Here is a 21,539-nt window from a genome sequence, read left to right on the forward strand (position 1 = left end):
CAAGAAACTGGAGGGGACCGTAATGTCCGAATACGCAATTGGCCGCCGCCAATTACTTGCCGGTGCGGGTGTAACCGTTGTTGCCGCCGCAACCGCCGGCTGCGCGCAAAGCGCGACATCGGGTGCAGGAGAAGGCGCGTGGGATCATGAAGCCGACGTCGTCTGTATCGGCAGCGGTGCGGCAGCCGGAACCGCAGCGGTGATCGCCGCCGCCGAAGGGGCCAAGGTTCTGGTGCTGGAAAAAATGCCGATCACGGGTGGCACCACGGCCAAATCGGGCGGGGTCGCGTGGATTTTCAACCACTTCATCCTCAGGGAACAGGGCATCAAGGATGAAAAGCCCGATGCCTTGAAATATGCCGTGCGTTACGGCTTCCCACGCCATTACGATCCCGCCAGCCCGACTCTCGGGCTCGATGAAAACCGGTACAAGGTTATCGAAGCCTTTTACGACCATGGATCGGACGCAGTGGACAAGCTGCGCGATCTGGGCGCGGTGCAGTTCAAACAGTTCCGCCTGTTCCAGCTCGACCGCCCCGCCCCCGATTATGCCGACCACCTGCCTGAAAACAAGGTGCCCACCGGCCGCACCCTGGAACCGGCGGTCGGATCGGGATCATCGGCAGGTGGCGGCAGCCTCGCCACCCAACTGGCCGCCTATCTCAAGAAAAACGACACGCCGATCATGATGGATACGCGCGTGACGAAAATCATCCGCAATGCCGAAGGCCGCGTTACCGGCGTGGAAGCGGAACAGGCTGGCAAGACCATCCGCGTAAAGGCCAACAAGGGCGTCATTTTCGGAACGGGCGGCTACGCGCACAATGTCGATCTGTGCAAGCATCACCAGCCGTGGATTTACGGCACGTGCGCCCTGCCCGGATCGACCGGGGATTTCATCCCGCTGGCGCAGGCTGCCGGTGCGCAGATGGGCGATCTCGGCCTCGCCTGGCGCAGCCAGGTGGTGCTGGGCGAGGCATTGGCCAATCGCGGTGTCGGCCTCGGCGCCTTTGTGCTGCCCGGGGATTCGATGATCCTCGTCAACAAGTACGGCAAGCGCGTGGTCAATGAGAAGCGCGACTACAACGACCGCACGCAGGCGCATTTTCCCTACGATCCCTCGCACGAGGATTACCCCAACCATCTGATGTTCATGCTGTTTGACGAACGTTCGATCGATGCGTTCGGCGGTGCCTTCCCGTTCCCGGCCAAAAAGGGCGAGCAGCCCCATCTCGTGGAAGGGGCGACCTGGGATGCACTGTTCAACAAGGTCGGCGCACAGCTCGCCCAGTGGAGCAGCCAGACCGGCGGGGCGAAACTGGCCCCGGAATTTGCCGCCAATGCCAAAGAAACGATCGCCCGGTTCAACGGCTATGCCAAGGCCGGAAACGATCCGGAATTCAATCGTGGCAAGTACAATTACGACAAGGAATGGCACCTGCTGTTTTCGGCGCGGCGCGAAGGCACCACACAGCCGGAAAACCCCTATCCAAACCCGGTCATGCATCCGTTCGCGGATCAAGGGCCGTATTATTGCATCGTCCTGGGCCCCGGCGCGCTCGACACGGCGGGCGGGCCGCAGATCAACGAAAACGCACAGGTTCTGGCCGCTGATGGCAAACCCATTCCCGGGCTTTACGGTGCAGGCAACTGCATCGCATCGCCCACCGGGCAGGCTTATCTCGGCGCCGGTGGCACGATCGGCCCGGCGCTGGCATTCGGCTACATCGCCGCCAGACATGCGGTGAATTCCTGATGCGCCGCCTGTTTACAGCCGCCGCCGCGACATTGGCTCTCACCGCCTGTTCGGGCACGGATAGCGGCGGTTCGGCCCCATCGAATGGCGATGCCGGGACAGACGCGACCGCCACCGCGCCATCGGCATTCGAAACCGATATCGCCCCGATCATCGCCACCTCCTGCGTGACCTGCCACCTCACCGGGCAGGAAGCGGGCAATATGGCGCTGGTCCCGGCCAAAGTCCGCGAAAGCCTCGTCGATGTGCCCGCCGTAGGTGCGCCCGGGCTGCAACGGGTGGTGCCGGGCGATCCGGACAAGAGCTATCTGGTGATGAAGCTCGAAGGGACGCAGCTCGAACATGGGGGCACGGGTGCCCGGATGCCATTCGGCAACCCGCCGCTCCCGGCAGAACAGATTGCAAAGATCCGGCAATGGATCGCGAATGGAGCAAAACCATGAAAGCAGATGCCGTATCGCTGGCTGGCAAGGTCGCGATTGTAACCGGGGCGGGCATGGGCATGGGTGCGGCAACCGCGCGTCTGCTGGCTGCGCGCGGGGCAATGGTGGTTGTCTCCGACATCAACGGCGACGCCGCCCAATCCACTGCGGCCACCATCCGTGGCGATGGCGGAACCGCCGAAGTGATCCTGTGCGACGTGACCGAGGAAGCGCAGGTCGCCGCGCTGATCGCCGGGGCGGTGGATCGGTTCGGCAAGCTGGATTGCGCGGTGAACAACGCGGCGATCACGCCCGATGTCCTGCCGATTGCCGAAGCCGATATGGCCGTGTTCGACAAAGTGCTGAATGTCGATCTGCGTTCCGTCATGCTGTGCATGAAGTATGAAATCCGCCAGTTTCTGGCGCAGGAAAGCGGCGGATCAATCGTCAATATCGGTTCGGTCAGTTCGGTACGGCCACAGCCCAACAACGCCGCTTATGTCGCGGCAAAGCACGGTGTGATCGGGCTGACCAAGACCGGCAGCCTGGAATATGCGCCCAAGGGTATCCGGGTGAATGCGGTGCTGCCGGGCGCGATTGACACGCCCATGCTGCGCGGCGCGCTGGAAACGACCGGCCTTACCGAGGAGGATTTTGCCCCGGCGCTCAGCCTGCTGGGCCGTTTCGGCAAACCGGAAGAAGTGGCCGAAGCGAGCGCCTGGCTATGCTCCGATGCGGCCAGTTATGTGACCGGCCACAGCCTTGCCGTAGAAGGCGGCTATCTGACCCGCTGATCCCTTTGGCGCCGCTGCGATTTCCCGCGGCGGCGCCATGGAATACCCGTTAGACCTGGCTGAAACCGCCATCTATCACCAGTTCGCTGCATGTCACGAAACTGGAAGCATCCGAACAGAGATAGACGACCCCGCCGCCCAGTTCATCGGGCCTGCCAATACGGCCGATCGGATGGTTTGCCTTCATGCTCGCCACCGCCACTTCGCGCGATGGCGTCGCGCCGAGTTCGACATAACGATCCATGATCGAACCCAGCATGGTGGTGTCGATCCCGCCGGGATGCAGCGAATTGACCCGGATATTGTAGCCAAGCGCGGCAAATTCTGCCCCGAGGCACTTGGAGAGCATTTTGACAGCCGCCTTGCTGGTGCAATAGGCCGCGTTGAATGCAGCCCCGCGCAGCCCGGCAATGCTGGAGAAGTTCACAACAGATGCCCCGCTTTCACGACGCTTGCCGCCTTCGCGCAGCAACGGCAGCAGAATTTGCGTGCCGATGATGATTGAATCCACATTGACCGCGTTAACCCGGTGAAAATCGCTGAGCGGGGTTTCATCGAACTTGGTCACGATGGAAATGCCGGCATTGTTCACCAGCGCATCGACCCGGCCATAGTGTTCCTGCGCCAGCGCGGCGACGGCACGCCAATCGGCTTCGCTGGTCACGTCATGCCGCACATAGTGATCCGCCCCTTCGATCTGCGCATTGTCCGCCAGATCGGTGGCAATGACCGTGGCATTGGCCGCCTTTAGCGTCTTGACCAGTTCGCGCCCGATCCCCCGGCCGCCCCGGTGATCACCGCAACCACGCCATCCAGTGCAATTGTCATGTTCGCCCTCTCCTTGTTTTGTGGTGCGGTGCCTTACTGCGCGGTCCAGCCGCCATCGATAACCAGTTCGGCACCCGTCATGTAGGAACTGTCCTCGCTGGCGAGGAAGAAGACCCCACTGGCCAGTTCCGCCGGATCGGCCAGCCGTCCGATAGGCGTTTTCGATGCCATCATATCGAACAGATCCTGCGTCTTTTCGGCAAAACCCTTGTCCACCCAACGCTGGAACCCGCCATCAAGCAGCGGGGTCAGGACAAAGCCCGGATGCAGGGAATTGGCGCGGATGGGCATCTGCTTCTGCGCAAATTCGATCGCGATCCCCTTGGTGAACAGACGGACCGCACCCTTGCTGGCGTTGTAGGGTGATACCTCGTTAAAGCCGACCAGCCCCATGATCGAGGACACATTGATAATCGAGGAACCGCCCTTGATACCCTGTCCGCTTTCCGCGAGCAGCGGGACAAAGGTTTTCACGCCCAGGAACACGCCATCGACATTGATGTCCATGATCCGCCGCCAACTGGCCAGATCGGTGGTTTCCACCGCGCCCGTCAGGTCGATACCGGCATTGTTGACCAGAATATGCAGTTTGCCATGGCGTTGGATCACCGCATCGCGGGCCCGCTGCCAATCGTCTTCGCGCGTGACATTGGCCTGCACATAAGTGGCAGCCTGCCCCAGCCGCGCAATCGTGGCAGCGGCCAGTTCGCTGTCCGGCGCGTCGAGATCGGACAGAATGACTTCCGCGCCTTCGGCCAGAAACCGTTCCACACAGGCGAGGCCGATGCCCCGTAGCCCGCCCGATACGAATGCGACCCTGCCTTGCAGACGCTGTGAACCCAATGCGCTCATACACCCATCATCCCTGCTGTGGTTGCCCCATCGATCACGTACTCGCTGCCCGAGACAAACGCCGCCTCGTCGGAAGCGAGCCACGCGACCAGCCCGGCGACTTCTTCTACCGTTGCCATGCGCCGCAAGGGCGACATGCTGTTATACGCGGCGCGCGCGGCCTGCGGATCGTCCGCACTGGCGATCAGATCGGAAATCATCGCGGTTTCGACCACACCGGGCAGAATCGCGTTGGTGCGAATCTGGTACCCCTGATTGCCGCAGTGCACCGCCGCCGATTTGACCAGTGCCACGACGGCCGCCTTGGTCACCGAATAGGCCATGAAATTGCCCATCGCGCGGTGCGCGTTCATCGACGAATTGACAATGATCGAGCCCTTGGGCCCATCGGGGTTCTGCTTCATGGCGCGAATGGCGTGCTGCACCGTCAGCATGACACCGGTCTGGTTGACCGCGATAACATTGTCCCAGCCTTCGATGCCGATATCTTCGATGCTGGCATCGCCATGTTCCGTCCCGGCATTGGCAAAGGCAATGTCCAGCCGACCGTAATCGGACACAATCCGCTCCATCAAGCCGGTCCAGGCATCGGCATCCTGCACGCGCAAGGCTTCGAACCGCGCGCCGGTTTCCGCGCACAGCGCATCTGCGGCGGCCCGGTTCGAACCGGTGAAAATCACTTTGGCGCCTTCCGCGGCAAGCCGGCGGACCGTGCCCGCACCGATGCCCGAAGTCCCGCCCGTGATCAGCGCGACTTTTCCATCAAGCCGTTTGCTCATGGTCCTCTCCCATGTTGATACTTCTGCAGCATTGGCCGATATTTCCGCGCCCGCAACCTATGCTTTCGGCAAGGTGACTCGTCGCGCGGTCACCGTCACAAACCGTGGTTGAGCAGGCTGTGCACAACGGCCGCACCATAATGCATCAGGGAGACCCTTCAGCATGACCCGACCCGGCCCGATCAAAGCACTGGGCGACATCATCCAGATCGCCTATCTTCCCGCCGATTTCGATGGCGCCCTGCGCCACTGGACCGAAACCATGGGGGTCGGTCCGTTCTTCCTGATGGAGAACGTCCGCCTCGGCGATATGCGTTATCGCGGGGAACCCTCCGATGCGGTGTTCTCGATCGCCATCGGGTACTGGGGCGATATCCAGATCGAACTGATCCGCGCGGAAAACGATGCGCCCTCGATCTACACCGGCGAATATGCCGTGACCGACCGGATGCACCATGTGTGCATTTTCGTGGCTTCGATTGCGGATGCGCGCAAGGCATGCGCGGAAATCGGTGCCGAAATCCTCGTGGAAGGCAAAGTCGGCGATACCGGCGAGGTTATCTATGTCGATGCGGGTGGCGGCCCGGGGAACGTTGTCGAACTGCTGCAGCCCATGGAAGGTTCGGAAGGACTGTTCGCCATGATGAAGCAGGCCGCCCGCGACTGGGACGGTTCCGATCCGCTGCGCAAGATCGGGTAACCGTCCCGTGCGCCGTCAGGCCGTCTGGCGGCGCTTCGCCTCTGCGGCAGCCACGAATGTGGCCGAATTGAAATAGTAAGGCTTGATCTCGCAGCATTTCCCATCGCGGAAACGGAACATTTCCAGCAATTGGGCTGGTGCGAGATCGGGATCGGCAAAGCGCATTTGCAGGATCGTGATCGCGCAATCGCCGCTCGCCACAGTCTGTTCGCGTTCCAGCGCCACCACATCGACGGTGCCCATCACGGTGACGAACAGTTCATGCAGCGCGTTCTTGCCGCGATAGACCCCCGCCATCGGCAGCGTATCCGCTTCGGAGACGAAGAAATCGTCAGTCAGCATCGATGCCGCGCGATCCCAGTCTCCGGTGCCGGTGGCATCGTAGAGATCATCAACGAACCGGATCATTTCCTCAGACGTCATGGCCATAAAATCAGCTCCTCTCACCCGCCGGAAATTGCCTGCAATGGCCAAAAAATGGGCCTAGCGATTAGACTAGGGCGATGAGATCAAGGCACAGACCAAGGCCCGCAACCGATCACACAGGCCAATCGCGGGTTTCGCTGAAATCGGCACCTTTGCGCCCGGCGCGAATGACCGGATTGGCCTGAAGGAAACCGTCCGTTGCCGGGTCCGTACGCGCCCAGTCGACGATTTCGCGGCGGCGGCTGATCCGCCAGTCGCCATCCTTGCAGGTATATTCATCGACATAACGACCGGCGACGGACAGGTCTTTGTGCGCACCCTCCTCCACAAGGCGGTGCCAGGCATAAAAGTAGACTTCGCCCGAGGCGCGATCGCCATCAATCGTGAACTGGGTCTGCCCGATTATGTGCTGGCTGCCTCCAAGATCGGCGAGAAAACCTTGGGCGAACGCCACGAATTCGTCGGCAGTGCCCTGCATCAATCCGCAATCGACCCAGGCTTCATCATGAAAGGCAGAACGATGGAGTTCAGGATCGAGCCTGTCCTGCCCCCGCATATAACGGCATACGGCATCGTAAATGTCGCGCCGTGCGGCAAGGTCGCGCACTTCGGCTTCCAGATCAAAACGCTTTGCCACGATGTCTCCTCTCCCTCCGAACAGGGGTATGTATATTCTGCGCTCGGGTAAAATCTGTGTCGGCGTGCCTGTCGGTTACTGCATGGGCCACCGATGCGCGGGCATGTTCAGGATTATCCCTGCCGCGCTTGACCAATCGCGATCCGGTCAAAAAATCCGGCCGGCGAAAGCCGACCGGAGGCAGGGAGAGAAATTCCGTTTTACAAGCCGCAGGCATAACACCACTGGATTGACCAGACCGATGCACCCACGACCGGATACAGTCGGAATAATAGGTAATTTATCCGGTCGCGATAATACGGGTAACTGATACTTTAATCAGGATTGGGGTGACGTTCCGCTTTACGATCCCGTTACTTTCACGCCAAACAGAATGACCTACCGCGCTGTGCGGAGCGGCGGCATGGCCAGAAACCGGTCGAGCGTCTGGTGCATGTGGCGAATGCGCACTTCCTGATAATTGGCCAGCGTCTCGCCCGCTTTGTGCGATGCGTAGAAACCTTCCTGCTGCGCCTGCATATTGCCCGTGTCCTGATCGAACACATGCCCAAGGGCTGCATCCATGCCGGGAACGGTCGTGAAGGATTCGTCCACACCAAGATGGTGCCGTTCCGCGGGAAACGGGCGTTCGCCGCCCTTGGGCAACGACGGAAGCAGGAGAAGATCAAACACCGACTTGTTCGGATCGCGCCCCAACGGACGAAAACGATACATCACCGGAAAGGACAGGGCGAGGAAGAAGAACCCGTTGGGAAACACGAAGTACTGCAATGTATCGATAACTTCCGAAGTACTCAGGCCATCCACATCGGCCGCAACATTATCGCGCAGGGCATCCTTGAAAAACCGCGCCATGACATGACGGGCCGTATCGCCTTCAGGCACTTCCAGCCGCCCGCCCAAGGCATCGCGATCACCCAGCACCATGGAATCGAGGATCAGCTGCTCATCACTCTCCCCCTTGTAATTGGGGCTGGTCACGCCGGTCAGCGCGAACAGGCGGTTCACGGTGTCGCTGTAGATATCGTACTGCGTGTTCGTATCGCCGTTCGCCACCAGAAGCTGCGGATGCGTACCCACCAGATGGTAGCTTTCCATGAACGCCTCCATCGCAACCTTCCAGTTGCAGGGCAGTTCCTTTTCCACGTGCAGGGAAACGTAACGATCTTCCAGCGCCGCCGCCCGGGCGTGTTCCGGCAGGGGATCGAGCCATTCTTCCAGAGACGGGGCATCGGGGTCCATATTGATGAAAATGAAGCCGCCCCAGACACCCACCCGTGCTTCGGGCAAGGTGAACTTTGCCTTGTCGACATGCGGGAAATCCCACTGACACGGCAGGTCCTTCAACGTACCATCGAGATTCCATTTCCACGCATGGAACGGGCAGGTGAAATCCGTGCCCGACCCTTCCGAATTGCTCGGCTTGAGCTTGGTGCCGCGATGCAGGCAAGCATTGTAGAAGGCCTTGATACTACCGTCGTCGGTCCGGCTAATGATGAAGGAATAGCCCACCACTTCATAAACGTAGAAATCGCCCGGTTCCGGAATATGTTCTTCGCGGCATGCCCATTGCCAGGTGCGCGGCCACATCCGTTCCACTTCGGCGTGAAAGAATTCCGCGCTGGTGAAACGATCGAACGCGACGTCTTCCGTGCCTAGAAATCGGTAGGATTCGGAACGATAGGCTTCGGGCTGGCGCATGATATCGCCATCGGCGCGCAACACGTCCTGCACAGTGTCGCCCGGGCAACGCGCAACAGCCTGTTCCCGTATTGCGGTGGAATTGTTCATGCCGGTCTCCTGAAAGTCTGTCAGTCTGATTTGGGGAAGAAACGCCGCGCGGCGTTGAAAGAAAGCTGCGCGGCCGTTTCGGGATCGCGGGCGCGATGTTCGTCAGAAAGGATTTCGACACCCCAGGCCCCACGATAACCGGTCGCGGCCACCGCATCGAGAAACGCGGGCAAGGGAAGATCCCCTTCGCCGCACAGACGCCTTCGGCAAATGGTATCGTCCAGAATGGTGCCCACCTGCACAGCATCGGCATTGTCGATTTCGATATGCAGGATATGGGCAGCGTCCAGCGCGGCTATCTCGGCAAAGTCGATACCGCCGCGCACCATATGCCAGATGTCGAGCAGCAACCCGCCATTGCGGCGACCCGCCCCGGCGGCAATCGCCTTGCCCGTGGCGATATCCGCGATCGAACTGCCCGGAAACAGTTCGATACAGATACCGGTGCCGACCTTGGCGGCATCGTCGCACAATTGCGCGAAATCGGCGATGACACGATCCATCGGCCAGTCCTCGCCCGACAAGTCGCCCCCAACTTTGAGATGGACCGCGCCAAGATCACCCGCAGCCCCCAGCAGGAATGCGCGCGCCGCGTCGGACTGTGCCCGGCGATCGCCATCAGCGTACCAGTCCACGAGGACTTCCAGCTCGAGAAATTCAAGACCGTTTGCAGCAACGATATGCCTGATCTCCGCAGCGCCCAGCGACGCGATCAGATGTTCCGCATCCTGCACACCCAGGCCGATCCCACGATAGCCTGCCCGTGCAGCCGCTTCGGCGCGTCTTGCGAAAGGAACCGGGCTGACCGTGCTTTCATCGAAAGGCTGCACATTTCCGGCCAGCGTGAAATAGCTCGCGACGAGCAGCGGGTCCGCTGGCAGTACCATTACCGCACGCCGCGGCGCGCCGCGACGCAATCATGGCCCTGCATATCAACCATCAGAAACGCCTGCATGTTCTGCATCGTATCCTCTACCACTTGCCGCCCTCGATTCCCGGGCATATTTATTTTGCAACAATGGTTGGAAAAAACGCGCATAACAAGCTAGCACTTTGGTCTGGTGCCTGCCGACATGGTCTGTGATCAGGCACCGCGATCACCACGCGATGCCTCGGGGATCAAGCAACGGGGACAGGGCGGCAAGAACGGGGCGCAGACACATGCCGAAGATTGTCGATCACGCTGCGAGGCGGCTGGCCGTTGCGGAAATTGCGGCCCGGTTGATCGCCAGAGAAGGGCTCGAAGGAACAAAGGTTCGCGAGATTGCGCGCCTCGCGCAATGCAGCACATCGATCGTATCGCATTACTTTCACAGCAAGCATGACCTACTGCTGTTCGCCTATCGCGTGCGCATGGAACGCACGGTCGCTGGCGTGCTGCAGGCGACGGCTGACGGGGCCAGCCTGTTCGATTGCCTTGCCACCATTCTGCCGCTGGATGAGGAACGGGTGGAAAGCTGGCAGGTATGGCTATCCTTCTGGGGACTGGCCGTTTCCGACCCGGCATTCCTGCGTGAACAGCGCAATCGCAGCCGCGAAGCCGTAGATCTGTTTCATCACACGCTCATCGCCACGCATGCCATGGACGACGGGCCCCAGGCCCATCTGGTTGCACAAGCCTTGCTTGCCAGCGTTTCCGGCATGGCAACCCAGGCCCTTTATGATCCCGAGTTCTGGCCGCCCGATCGCCAAAAGGATATCCTCGCGTTTGAACTTGAACGCATGGTGACAAGGTCGACAGGGGGCTGAAAACGGGGGGGTATAAGGACGCCTCGAAAACAAGGTCCCGAAAATAGGGAAGGCGGTACTGCAACCAGTACCGCCTTCAGGACCGACTCACTTGAGGGAGCAATTCTGTCCTGAGTCCTTATTTATCACGCAAATAAATTTATGTAAATATTTTCATGTATTTGCGTGATATTTTTTTGTCCTTCAAATCGTTAATTTGCACAATGACTTCAGATTGCAAGTAATGGCCGGGGGAAATTACCCCAGCCATTACAAGCACTACGAACTTCCTTATTAATTACCGGAACCCGGACCGTAGGTGATTTCCACCCGGCGGTTCTGCAGTTCGCGCACGCCATCGGCGGTCGGAACGCGCGGGTTGGCTTCACCGAACGCCTGGCTCGTGATCCGCCCATCGGGGATCCCGCGCGAGGTCAGATAACCGCGCACCGAAGTGTTGCGACGCGCCGACAGGCCCATGTTGTACTGCGTCGAACCCGAACGGTCGGTGTAACCGGCCAGCATGATCGGAACCACATCGCAGTTGCCGTAAGCCGTTACCGCACTGTCGAGGATGGTCGCCGCTTCAGGCGTGATATCCGACTTATCCCAGTCGAAGAACACGATGTACGGGCCCTTGTTGCAGACGGCCTGCGGCGGCGGGGGCGGCGGAGGCGGCGGCGGGGCCGGCGGGGGCGGCGGCGGCGCGGCCACCGGTTGCGAACCGCCGAACAGATAGCTCAGCGTCAGACCGCCAGCGTGCCTTTGCACATCGCTGGAGAAGCGCCCCTGATACCCGATGTGGGCATCGAAGTTCGGGCTCAGCTGGGCCGTCAGCCCCACTTCCACAATCGCGCTGTCGGCCGAGAAGTCTTCCGAAATAATCCGGAAATCACTGCCAGCAGGCGCATCAATGAACGATGCCCGGAAATCTGCCGTATCGTTGGTGAAGGCATGCTGCCATCCCACCCGCAGGCTGGGAATGATCTTGCCCATCTGACCTGACAGTTCGAGGCCCAGTTCCGATGCCGCGAATTTGTCCTTGCCGCGGACGGACAGGTTCGCACCCGGCAGTCCGCTTTCATCAAACCGCCCCATCTTCACCGTAGCGTAATCGAATCCGGCATAAGGGGTCAGCGCGGCATTGGCACCCAACGGAATGCGATAGCCGGCTTCGATATTGGCTGCCCAGATCTTGGCATCCGGATCACCCTTGATCGAACCCACCGTGTTGACGAAGTTCACGTCACGACGTGACTTGCCATTCATATCCGAATAGCTCACCCCGCCCTTCAGGTAGTACGGGCCCGGATCGTAGGCGCCATAAACGCCCAGCTGCCAGCCCTTGGATTTGATGCGGCCGTTGAATTCGTCGAAGTCCATATCGTTTTCGACATAGGCCCCGGCGATACCCAGGATCGCATTCTGCCCGACCGAGAAGTCCACGCCCAGTGCGCCGAACCACTGTTCGGTGTTGAAGCCACCGGCTTCCACATCGCCATCGGTGTCGGTCTTGCCGTAATTCAGCTTGCCCCACACGCGGACACCGCTTTCGCCTTCGTCACGGCAGATTTCGCTGACTGCCGCGCCACGGGCGCATTCGGACATATCGTTCATCAGGCCGTTGAAGCGAGTCCCCATCCAGCCCAGTTTCCTGAGGTATCCGGCATATTGCACACCGGAAAGCTGATCGAGAGCATCGCCATAGGCGATCGCATCATTGATCGTGAACAGATCCGCCAGAACACCGGCAAACGGCCCCGTCAATGTCGGCAGATAGACATTTTCGATGCCATCACCGACCGACTTCTGGTTACGGGTGAGGCCCGCGACATCACCAAAGGCGACTCGATTGATATCGAGATCGATCGTACCATCATTGTCGCTGTAGTCGTCATCGGCCACCAGCAGCAGGGATTGGGTTTCCACCCCGGCAAACTGGCCGTGGAGCGCCCCTGCACCACCTGTCGCGATCACCACGTCTTCATAACGATAGTGGTCGTGATAGAGACCGTTCTGCGACGCCTGCCGCACTTCGAGGATCGCCTCGTTGCCATCCCCTTCGGGATCGAGGTCGACCGTATTGGCGATGACCTGCGGATAATCGTTCAGCACGATAGCCGACGGATCGGTGCCCATCAGATGCAGTGCCAGCCTGCCCTTGCCTTCGATCGTGAAGTCGTCGACGTAGACTTTCGACGGACCGGAATAGTCATGCGGGCTGAGCAAGTCGTTGCGATCGTCGAGCAGGAACAGCAATCCGCCTTCCTTGATCGTCATCGAACCATCGGGCACGGCATCGGAATTGACCATGCCATCCAGCCAGGTTTCACCGGCGGCGACATTTATCGTGTCGGTCGCCTTGATCTCCACGTTACCGTAGACGTAGCCGTATTGCGCGTCGTCGAGCGCCACCGTGGGGTGATAGATCGTGGAATAAAGCGTTCCGTTCCCTTCGAAGTTGAGTTCGGCAGGCGTCGTGGCACCATCGGTATCAATGGCCGTGCCCCATTGGTAGGTCGCGCCCAGATCGGTGCTTTGCCGGGCGATGATATTGCCCGCCTTGTTGTTGAGAACGAACAGGTCTGTGCCTGTCCCACCCGACAGATAGATGCCAGTTGCCGTTGTCGTGCCGCCAGCATCCGTCACGGCATCCGCCTGGATCGTACCCGAATTGGTCAGAACCAAGCTGTTGGCACCACCGGCATCAATACCGACAGCGGTGGCCTGTGCAGAACCGATCTGGGTCGCACCTGCGCCTGTCGCATCCGCCTTGGCGACCGCCTTGATCGTGCCGCTGTTGTCGATTGTCCCGCCAACATCCGTTACTGCCTCAACGTAGAGGCCATAGGCTACCGCATCGGCGCTATCCAGCGCCTGGGCCGATGCCAGGACATCCAGCGTGCCGGAATTGGCAATGTCGAGCACGGCGCCATTGCCGTTGGCATCGATGTAAATGCCCGATGCCGTCGCTTCAGCAGCCCCTTCGGTCGCCCCATCCGCGATCGCGGTGGCATGCACCTTGAAGGCCCCCGCATTATCGACCGTGAATACCGCACCGATATCGTCGGTATCCTGCTGCAGGCCATAGGCGTATGCATTTGCACTCGCGTCGTCGCCAGTCGCCACCGCATGGGCCCCGACATCAATCGCGCCTGCCGCCGCGTTGGTGAAGGTCAGCGAAGACCCATCCGCCCCTTCGACTGACTGATAGATAGCGTTCACCGAAGCCGACGCATAGGCTTCGGTCCCGCCAACGGCCTTGACATCGCCCAGCACATTGATCGTCCCCGAATTGCTCAGGGAAACTGACGCCGATCCTTCATCGGCAAACGCATATTGCGTAACGACATCATGTGCATGAGCATAGGCTGTGGCATTCTCACCCGTCGCGACAGCGCCAGCCAGAACGGACACCGCATCAGTGTTGTTCAAAACAACAGCAGCATCGCCGCCGCCATAAGCATAGGCATTCTGATCGACGATGCCATCCAGTTCAACATCTGCGTAAGCTGATGTTGCACCATTTGCTGCAGTGTTTGCCTTGACATCAATCGACCCTGCATTGGTCAGTTCGACACTGGCATCGGCCCCATCCCTGCCCTCAGCAGTTTGATAAATGAGCGTAGATCCTGTCACGCTGGCTTCGGCAGAGTTCGCCGGCGCCGCTGCCGATCCCGCGTTTGCGGTCAATGTCAGCGCCACCGCGCCGGTGTTATTGATTTTTGTTGAGGCCAGATTGCCTGCATCATAGGCCGTCACTGATTGATACAGGAGGTATTCCGCCGAGACATCCGCAGTGGCGAGATCACCCAAGGCATTCGCCGTCGCGCGCAGCGTCAGGTCCCCGGAATTATCCAGCAAAACACCTGCCGATCCTTCATCGGCACTGGCATATTGATAAATACCGCTGGTCAGGCTGGCTTCCGCCGATGCCCCGGCCACGCCGGTCGCCTTGGCATCCACCGCGATTGTGAATGCACCGGAATTATCCGCCACGACGGATGCATCGCCGCCATTGTTGGCGTCCGCAGACTGATAGACAACAAATTCGGCAATGGCCTCTGCACTACCAACAGATCCAGCCCCTGCTGCCACGGCTTCCGCCACTGACCCCAGTTCGATGGTTCCGCTATTGTCGATCGTCACCGTGGGGGTAGCGCCGTTTTCACCAGTGGCGATCTGATATATCGCGGATTCCATAAATGCACTGGCCGTGGCATTCCCAGCGGAAGCGCCCGCAACTGCCTCTGCCGCCATGGAAATCGCGCCATTGTTGAGCAGTTCGACATTCGCCTCATTCTCCGGATCGGACGCATCGGCAATCTGCGAAATACCGCTGTCGAAGGCTGCATTTGCCACTGCCACTGTGCCATTGGCATGGGCAGAGGCAAGCATGTCAATGCTCGCTTCGGCATCGACGGCCGTACCCGCCACCCCGTTGCTCAGCGAAACCGAGGCACTGCCCTCGGCCGCTTCTGCACTCTGATAAATTCCATCATCAATTTCAGCATCGGCATCCGCCGCCGCATTGGTGGATGATGCCGTTGCAATCGATGACAATGTCACGACGCCGGTATTGTCGAAGGAAACCGCCGCATCCCCTTCCCCGGCAACTTCTGCCGTTTGTGAAACCGCATTGCTCACATTAGCCACAGCCGTGCGTGCGCCCGCCCCGGAATCCGCCGCATCTGCAACGATTGACACCGTTCCGGCACTTGCCAGATCAACCGTGGCGTTCCCGTTACCGGTGGTTTCCGCCCACAGGTGAATGGCGTCTGAAACAGTTGCTGTCGCGGTTCCTTCCGCCAGAATCGAAACCGTGCCCGGATTGGTCAGCGTCAGCGTGGCATCCCCGGCTGCGCTCAGCCCGATATCCAACTGGCCGGTCGCGATCGAATTGACAACAGCGGCAGCCACGGCAGGCGGCGCATAAACGCCCAGCGCATCCGCATCGGCAATGCCCGACAGTTCGACTGTCAACTGCCCCGGATCGGCATCGCTGTCATAGTCGACATCACCATCAGTGATGGTGTCGCCGGGAACAGTACCGGCAACCGCAGGAACGAAAGGCAGTGCCGCCAGCGCAATGCCGGAAACACCCGCAGTCAATATCTGACGCATAGTGGTCTTCATAGGACAAATTCCCTCATGCTCCCCCACGCGTGGAGAGGGGCCCGAACAAAACGGTTATGTGATTATGGAATGCGCCCGATTCCCATTATTGTCTCGCGAACGATCCAAGTGGTCAAGAAATTAAATCATTATTTACAAGGATATATCGAAGATTTTCAACCGCTCATCCGTTACACGGAACGGACCGTCGCACACTTGCCAAGGCAATCGATATGGCCAAAACTCCGAAAAATGGCCGTATTGCGCGCCATAATCCGCGGCCAACCGCGAAATCGCCACAGATCCGTCCTATGGCATTCAGATCAACCGATTATATCAGGTGTGCGCACCATGTTGCAGACGCGCTGAGAGAGGATACAGGCCCGTGAATCGTGATATTCGCTTCGTTATAATCGGGGCTGGCATGGCCGGCATTCTTGCGGGCATTCGCCTGCTCGACGCGGGCTATGCGAACTTCGTGATCTATGAGAAGGCGACGAGCCTCGGCGGAACCTGGCGGGAAAACACGTATCCGGGGCTGACTTGTGACGTTCCCGCGCACGCCTACACGTATTCCTTCGAACCCAATCCCGACTGGACCAGCGAGATGGCGTCCGGGCCCGAGATCAGGGACTATTTCGAACGCACAGCGCGCAAATACGGTGTTTACGACCATATCGCGTTCGATGAAGACGTGATCGCATGCCGGTATGACGATGCCCAATGGCAGATCGAAACCGCGCGCGGCACGCGCGACACGGCAGATATGGTCATTGCCGCCACAGGCATTCTCCACCATCCGGTCTATCCCGATATCGATGGACTCGACACGTTTGCCGGCGCGCGCTTCCACAGCGCCCGATGGGACCACAGCATCCCGCTGGACGGGCAGCGCATCGGCGTCATCGGTACAGGATCGACGGGCGTTCAGATCGTCGCAGCACTGGCATCGCGGGCGGGCAAGCTGATCCATTTTCAGCGCAGCGCACAATGGATTTTCCCCGGTACCAACGAACCCTATACCGAAGAACAAAAAGCCGCTTTTCGCAGCGATCCGGCGCTGCTCAAGCACATGCAGAACGATCCCGCCTATGTCGATGTGGCCTGGGCATGGTCCGAGGCGGTCACGGACGCGAATTCTGCTGCACTGGCGGAAACCGAAGCTTACGCGCTGGCCAATCTGGAAAACAGCGTGACCGATCCCGCCCTGCGCGAAGCGCTGCGCCCCGATCATCGCGCCGGGTGCAAACGCCTTGTCCGTTCACCCGATTACTATCAGGCGATCCAGCACCCCAATGCACAACTGGTGACCGACGCCATCGTTCGCGTGGAGCCCGAGGGCGTGCGCACCGCCGATGGCGTGCTGCATGAACTCGATGTTCTGGTGCTGGCAACGGGCTTCAATGCCCACCAGTTCATGCGGCCGATGAACGTGACCGGGCGTGGCGGGATTGCCCTGAACGATGTGTGGGAAAAACGGCCGACCGCCTATCTGTCGATTTCAGTTCCTGAATTTCCCAATTTCTACATGCTCAATGGCCCGACATCGCCGGTCGGCAATTTCTCGCTCATCGATGTGGTCGAACGCCAGTGGACCTATATCGAACACTTCATAGCCCTGATCGCGGAAGGGCCGGCGCGCGCGATCAGTGCAACCCCGGATGCCCTGGCAGCGTATGAACGCGATCGGATTGCCGCAGCACGAGGCACGATCTGGGCATCGGGCTGCAACAACTGGTATCTCGATTCAGAAGGGGTCCCGGCAACATGGCCGTGGAGTTACCGCCGTTTCGCCGATGAAATGGCGGCTCCGAAAATGGATGCCTACGAGGTTGCCTGAGCAGCAGCCGCTACGCCCTCTGCAAGGGGGAGCGTAGCGGCCAAAGCGCGCGTCTTTCAAAGCAGATCGCGCACCCCGAGCCAGGCGAACACCATGCTGCTTCCCACCGGGTTGCCCCCGGCAGGATAGGCTTCACCACTGACGGCCGCCATCGAATTACCCGCCGCATAAAGGCCCGGAATGACAGCACCGTTCCGGTCGAGCACACGCGCCGCGGTATCGACGCGCAAGCCGCCCTTCGTCCCCAGATCGGACAGGCCGAACGCCACCGCGTGAAACGGTCCCTGCTCTATCGGACCCATGGGAATGCCGCCCGTAAACATCTGTTCGTAAGGTTCTTCGCCGCGATGGAAATCGGCGTCATGCCCTGCTCGGGCGAAGCCGTTATACCGTTCCACCGTGGCAATCAGCGCATCGGCAGGCACGCCAATATCCTGTGCCAGCGCCGCCAGAGTCGGCGCCGTACGCCAGAGCCTTTTGGCGCGGTAGGCCGCTGGATCATCAAATGGGATATTGGGATAGAGCACCGGCGGCATATCGCCATCGCGATTGTCGTAGACCAGCCAGTAAGGCAGTGTGAGACCATCCTCCATCGCCCGGATAACCGCACGTCCGGCGCGATCGTAAGGCAAGGTTTCGTTGACGAACCGCTTGCCCTTCTGATCGACGAAAATACCGGCGGCGATGCCCACGCTGAACGTCTCGCTGCCATCGGGCTGTAGCAGACCGGGCGACCACCAGGCCTGATCCATCAAATCGACATCCGCGCCGATCGCCAGCGCCGCTTCCAGCGCAGTGCCCGTGTTACCTGGGGGCGCCATGCTGCCATGCACGCCGCCCGGCACCCCATAATCCGTCCGCAGACCGGCATTCTTTTCAAACCCGCCCGCCGCAATAATCACGCCGCGCCGCGCCCGAATACGCCGCGCCGCATCCCCCGTGCCCACGATCGCGCCATCCACCCGGTCACCGTCTCGGATGAGTGCAACCACGGGGCTATCACGGTGCAGCCGTACATTCGGCATTTGCGACAGCACGATCAGGAAGCGTCCGATCAGCGCCTGCCCACCTTCCAATTCTTCCGGGGCAGGCTCTCCACGCCGTTCTTCCGCAAGGGCGGGTCGCAATTGCGCCTTCAATGCGCCCAGTTCACTGGCCGGAAACGGTTCCAGCACGATATGCCGACCATCCGCCCGGGCCAGCGGCTCTTTCCCGAAATAGTCGGGCCAGGGGAACACGACAAAGCGGAAGCGCGGGTCGCTTTCAAGGTAGTCGACCAGCTTACGCCCGGTTTCAAGGAAGGCATCCTGCAAATCCCGTGGGGTCCGGTCGCCCACCACGGCACGGTAATATCCCGCCGCCGCTTCCATCGTATCGTCGCTCCCCGCGCGGACCAGCGCGGCGTTACAGGGGAACCACATCCCGCCACCGGAATAGGCAGTCATACCACCGAACTGGTCGGTCGCTTCTACCTGGATAACATCCAGCCCTTCGCGCGCCGCCGTGTAGGCAGCCACCATTCCACCCGCACCTGACCCTACGACCAGTACATCGCAGGTTTCATCCCAATCGCTCATGCAACCTCTCCAGTTCGGGGGAGGAAGAGCATGTTTTGGCGGACTCTGTCAAAAGAACCGCACGGCCATGCGCACAATCATGGCCGGATCGGCAATATCCGGCCGGGTGGTCATGCCGGGTGGTCGTACTGGGGCCCAATCAGCCCCTTGATCACCGTATCATCAGCGCACCAGCGCGGCATTGTGCATCAGATGGGTACGCTCCTCATGCAGCCATTGTTCTGCTGCCGGTCCGCAATGGCTGCGGCAGGTGAAGGCAAATTCGCGCACGAACACATCAAGAGTGTAGAGAAAAGTGCAGGGTTCGCCTGCGAGCGCGCCACTTTGTATGATCGTGCCGTCAGACAACAGATCGTAATCGTCCAGATGCAATGTTTCGCCATAACGCGCGGAGCAGGTGCTGTGCCGGATGATCGCGCCATCCAGAGCCAGCGAGACCTCGTAGCTTTCCACTTCAGCCGTGCTGGCCAACCCATGGGCAACTGCTGCTTCCAGCCCGGATGCGCCGCGCAGGCGCTGTTCCACATCCGGCAGCCGCGATTGCGCATAGGCGGTGTGGGCCCCGGCCACGATCAAGCCGCCATCCATGGGGAGCAAGGCGCCTGTCCGCTCGTTGCGGACGGCCTTCAACCGTAACCCGATCAGCGGCCCGGAGGCCGATTGTTGCCGCCAGTCCTCGACATAGGCCCCCGAAGGCGCGAACTCGAGCACGCTGTTGCCGACCGGATAGAGCTTCGCCGGTTCGGGCCATTGATTGTGCGGCTGATAGCTCTGCACAATATGCCACGAGAGCAGTTCCTCCCGGTCATCCCACAGGGTGTCACCGATCCAACCCTGACGCGTGGATACAGGAGTTTGTGCGCCATCCGACAGGCGCAGATCAATGCTGAACGAGCGCGACTGGAACCAGTAAACCACGGTCGTCTCATCCGTGAGACCATTGGAAAAGGTGATGCTCTTCCGCCGGAAACTGCCCAGAAGGTAAGACGGGAATGCCAGCCCATCGAGACCTGTCGCCGTGAGTTGCCCGGTCAACTGCGCCAGGTTCATGCGGATTCTCCTGCGGTGTTCATCCCGAACGAATCCAGCGGGACCGCATTGGTCAGTTGCACTTCACCACTGGCCACCTTCTTCTTGAGATAGGAAAAGGTCTGTGCCGTCTGGTTATAGAGATGCTCCCCACCTTTCAGCGCCTGGTACCGGGGCTTTTCCCCCTCCACGACCGGTCGGATCACGTAATCGTAATCGCATGAAAAGAACAACGGGAAGGAATAGCGTTCTTCGCTCACGCGTTTGACTCTGTGTTTGGTCGCCAGATAGCGCCCGTTGGACAGGATCTCCATCATGTCGCCGATGTTCATGATCATGGTATTTTCAATGATCGGCACATCCAGCCACGCCCCGTTCTTGTCGAGCACCTGCAGCCCGGGCGCCGTCGGGAAAAGCAGGGTGAAGCATTCGTAATCGGTATGCGCCCCGATACCGGAAGCATCCTGTGCAGCGGCATTGAAAGGGTAATGGATCAGGCGAAGCTGGCTGGGGGAATGGCGCAGCTGGGCATCGAAAAAATGTTCCTCGAGATTGAGCGCAAGGGCAAAGGCGCCGAATATTTGCCGTCCGATCGTTCGGACATGCTGATAGTAGGCCTGAACAGCGGACTTGAATCCGGGCATATCCGGCCAGAGCGTCGGCCCCAGCAGCGGCCGACGCCCGTCTTCCGCCAGATAGTCGTAATTGACGTCGTAAGCCTCTTTCAGATCGAACGTACCGCTGCCGAACTGTTCCTCCCCAATGGGGACATAACCGCTGTGGTTTTCGGAATAGCCGATGTAACTGCGCAGCTTGATCGCGTCTTCCTGCGCGAAGTAGGTTTTCGCCGTCTCGACCAGCTGCGCGAACAGCTGCGGATTCAGCTGGTCGCCCCTGATATAAAGAAAGCCGACATCCCGGCACGCCCGGTCCAGTTGCCGGGCCACGGCCATCCGGTCCTGCACATCCGCGCTTTCCAGCAGGGAAATGTCCACCATGGGCAGAACATGTTCATCGTTCATCGTCGCAACCACCGCATGAATCCCAGCGTAAAAACTGATGGCGAAGCGCAAGGCTCCGCCGATGCCAGGCCCGCATTCGCGCACAGGCAGGCATGATCATGAAAGTGCGCCGCCCATTACACTAGGTGGCAGTTTTCGATATGATCCATAGATATGATCTATGACCTGTGTGCGGCAGGCTTTCGCAGGAGCGAACCGACCTGCCCGCCAGACCGCAACGCCAAACAAAACACTGTTGATCCG

Annotated in this window: 17 protein-coding genes; 6 read left to right on the forward strand and 11 right to left on the reverse strand. The window is 60.1% G+C overall.

What is annotated here, in order from left to right; translation table 11 throughout:
- Positions 1-22: 22 nt before the first annotated feature.
- The 3 genes from EGO55_RS06800 to EGO55_RS06810 are packed head-to-tail and all read left to right on the forward strand — an operon-like array spanning position 23 to position 2,972.
- On the forward strand, positions 23-1,756 hold the full coding sequence (locus EGO55_RS06800) for an FAD-dependent oxidoreductase (RefSeq protein WP_040717238.1): 1,734 nt from the start codon (positions 23-25) through the stop codon (positions 1,754-1,756).
- Positions 1,756-2,199: a hypothetical protein gene (locus tag EGO55_RS06805; RefSeq protein ID WP_021691548.1), complete on the forward strand. Its 444-nt coding sequence runs from the start codon at positions 1,756-1,758 to the stop codon at positions 2,197-2,199. The genes EGO55_RS06800 and EGO55_RS06805 overlap by 1 nt, the downstream gene beginning before the upstream one ends.
- Positions 2,196-2,972 carry an SDR family NAD(P)-dependent oxidoreductase gene (locus EGO55_RS06810; RefSeq protein ID WP_040717280.1) on the forward strand — a complete coding sequence of 259 codons (777 nt, stop codon included), beginning with the start codon at positions 2,196-2,198 and terminating at the stop codon, positions 2,970-2,972. Before EGO55_RS06805 ends, EGO55_RS06810 begins: the two co-directional genes overlap by 4 nt.
- 49 nt (positions 2,973-3,021) lie before the next feature.
- Here the strand turns inward: EGO55_RS06810 and EGO55_RS06815 are convergent, their stop codons facing one another.
- Genes EGO55_RS06815 through EGO55_RS06825 form a run of 3 tightly spaced genes read right to left on the reverse strand, consistent with a single transcriptional unit; the run spans position 3,022 to position 5,431 of the window.
- On the reverse strand, positions 3,022-3,849 hold the full coding sequence (locus EGO55_RS06815; protein ID WP_244925490.1) for an SDR family oxidoreductase: 828 nt from the start codon (positions 3,847-3,849) through the stop codon (positions 3,022-3,024).
- Positions 3,834-4,652: an SDR family oxidoreductase gene (locus tag EGO55_RS06820; RefSeq protein WP_021691545.1), complete on the reverse strand. Its 819-nt coding sequence runs from the start codon at positions 4,650-4,652 to the stop codon at positions 3,834-3,836. Before EGO55_RS06820 ends, EGO55_RS06815 begins: the two co-directional genes overlap by 16 nt.
- The gene (locus EGO55_RS06825) at positions 4,649-5,431 is read right to left on the reverse strand and encodes an SDR family NAD(P)-dependent oxidoreductase (RefSeq protein ID WP_021691544.1); all 783 of its coding nucleotides are present in this window, start codon (positions 5,429-5,431) and stop codon (positions 4,649-4,651) included. The genes EGO55_RS06820 and EGO55_RS06825 overlap by 4 nt, the downstream gene beginning before the upstream one ends.
- Before the next feature lie 163 nt (positions 5,432-5,594).
- Between EGO55_RS06825 and EGO55_RS06830 the strand changes: the two genes are divergently transcribed.
- Positions 5,595-6,131 carry a VOC family protein gene (locus tag EGO55_RS06830; protein ID WP_021691543.1) on the forward strand — a complete coding sequence of 179 codons (537 nt, stop codon included), beginning with the start codon at positions 5,595-5,597 and terminating at the stop codon, positions 6,129-6,131.
- A 15-nt stretch (positions 6,132-6,146) separates the two neighbouring features.
- Here the strand turns inward: EGO55_RS06830 and EGO55_RS06835 are convergent, their stop codons facing one another.
- The 4 genes from EGO55_RS06835 to EGO55_RS06850 form a co-directional block, all read right to left on the reverse strand.
- Complete coding sequence (locus tag EGO55_RS06835) at positions 6,147-6,560, reverse strand: nuclear transport factor 2 family protein (RefSeq protein WP_021691542.1); 414 nt, start codon at positions 6,558-6,560, stop codon at positions 6,147-6,149.
- 109 nt (positions 6,561-6,669) lie between these two features.
- Positions 6,670-7,194, reverse strand: coding sequence for a nuclear transport factor 2 family protein (locus EGO55_RS06840; RefSeq protein ID WP_021691541.1), 525 nt, complete (start codon positions 7,192-7,194; stop codon positions 6,670-6,672).
- A gap of 378 nt (positions 7,195-7,572) precedes the next feature.
- Entirely contained in the window at positions 7,573-8,985 is a 1,413-nt protein-coding gene (locus EGO55_RS06845) for an aromatic ring-hydroxylating oxygenase subunit alpha (protein WP_021691540.1), read from the reverse strand.
- 20 nt (positions 8,986-9,005) lie between these two features.
- Entirely contained in the window at positions 9,006-9,872 is an 867-nt protein-coding gene (locus EGO55_RS06850) for a sugar phosphate isomerase/epimerase family protein (protein ID WP_021691539.1), read from the reverse strand.
- A gap of 274 nt (positions 9,873-10,146) precedes the next feature.
- Here EGO55_RS06850 and EGO55_RS06855 point away from each other — a divergent pair, with 274 nt between their 5' ends.
- Positions 10,147-10,734: a TetR/AcrR family transcriptional regulator gene (locus tag EGO55_RS06855; protein ID WP_021691538.1), complete on the forward strand. Its 588-nt coding sequence runs from the start codon at positions 10,147-10,149 to the stop codon at positions 10,732-10,734.
- Between the two features lie 273 nt (positions 10,735-11,007).
- On the opposite strand, the gene EGO55_RS21605 is transcribed toward EGO55_RS06855, so the two are convergent.
- Positions 11,008-15,849: an autotransporter domain-containing protein gene (locus EGO55_RS21605; RefSeq protein ID WP_124916744.1), complete on the reverse strand. Its 4,842-nt coding sequence runs from the start codon at positions 15,847-15,849 to the stop codon at positions 11,008-11,010.
- Positions 15,850-16,213: 364 nt separating this feature from the next.
- Here EGO55_RS21605 and EGO55_RS06865 point away from each other — a divergent pair, with 364 nt between their 5' ends.
- Positions 16,214-17,668, forward strand: a complete 1,455-nt coding sequence (locus EGO55_RS06865; protein ID WP_021691536.1) for a flavin-containing monooxygenase — start codon at positions 16,214-16,216, stop codon at positions 17,666-17,668.
- A 56-nt stretch (positions 17,669-17,724) separates the two neighbouring features.
- Here EGO55_RS06865 and EGO55_RS06870 read toward each other — a convergent pair whose 3' ends face one another.
- From EGO55_RS06870 to EGO55_RS06880, 3 genes are all read right to left on the reverse strand, one after another.
- Positions 17,725-19,245: an FAD-binding protein gene (locus tag EGO55_RS06870; protein WP_021691535.1), complete on the reverse strand. Its 1,521-nt coding sequence runs from the start codon at positions 19,243-19,245 to the stop codon at positions 17,725-17,727.
- Between the two features lie 162 nt (positions 19,246-19,407).
- The gene (locus tag EGO55_RS06875) at positions 19,408-20,295 is read right to left on the reverse strand and encodes a hypothetical protein (protein WP_021691534.1); all 888 of its coding nucleotides are present in this window, start codon (positions 20,293-20,295) and stop codon (positions 19,408-19,410) included.
- Positions 20,292-21,296, reverse strand: a complete 1,005-nt coding sequence (locus EGO55_RS06880; RefSeq protein ID WP_021691533.1) for an isopenicillin N synthase family dioxygenase — start codon at positions 21,294-21,296, stop codon at positions 20,292-20,294. The genes EGO55_RS06875 and EGO55_RS06880 overlap by 4 nt, the downstream gene beginning before the upstream one ends.
- Positions 21,297-21,539: the final 243 nt, after the last annotated feature.

This window comes from Caenibius tardaugens NBRC 16725 (assembly GCF_003860345.1).
GTDB lineage: Bacteria > Pseudomonadota > Alphaproteobacteria > Sphingomonadales > Sphingomonadaceae > Caenibius > Caenibius tardaugens.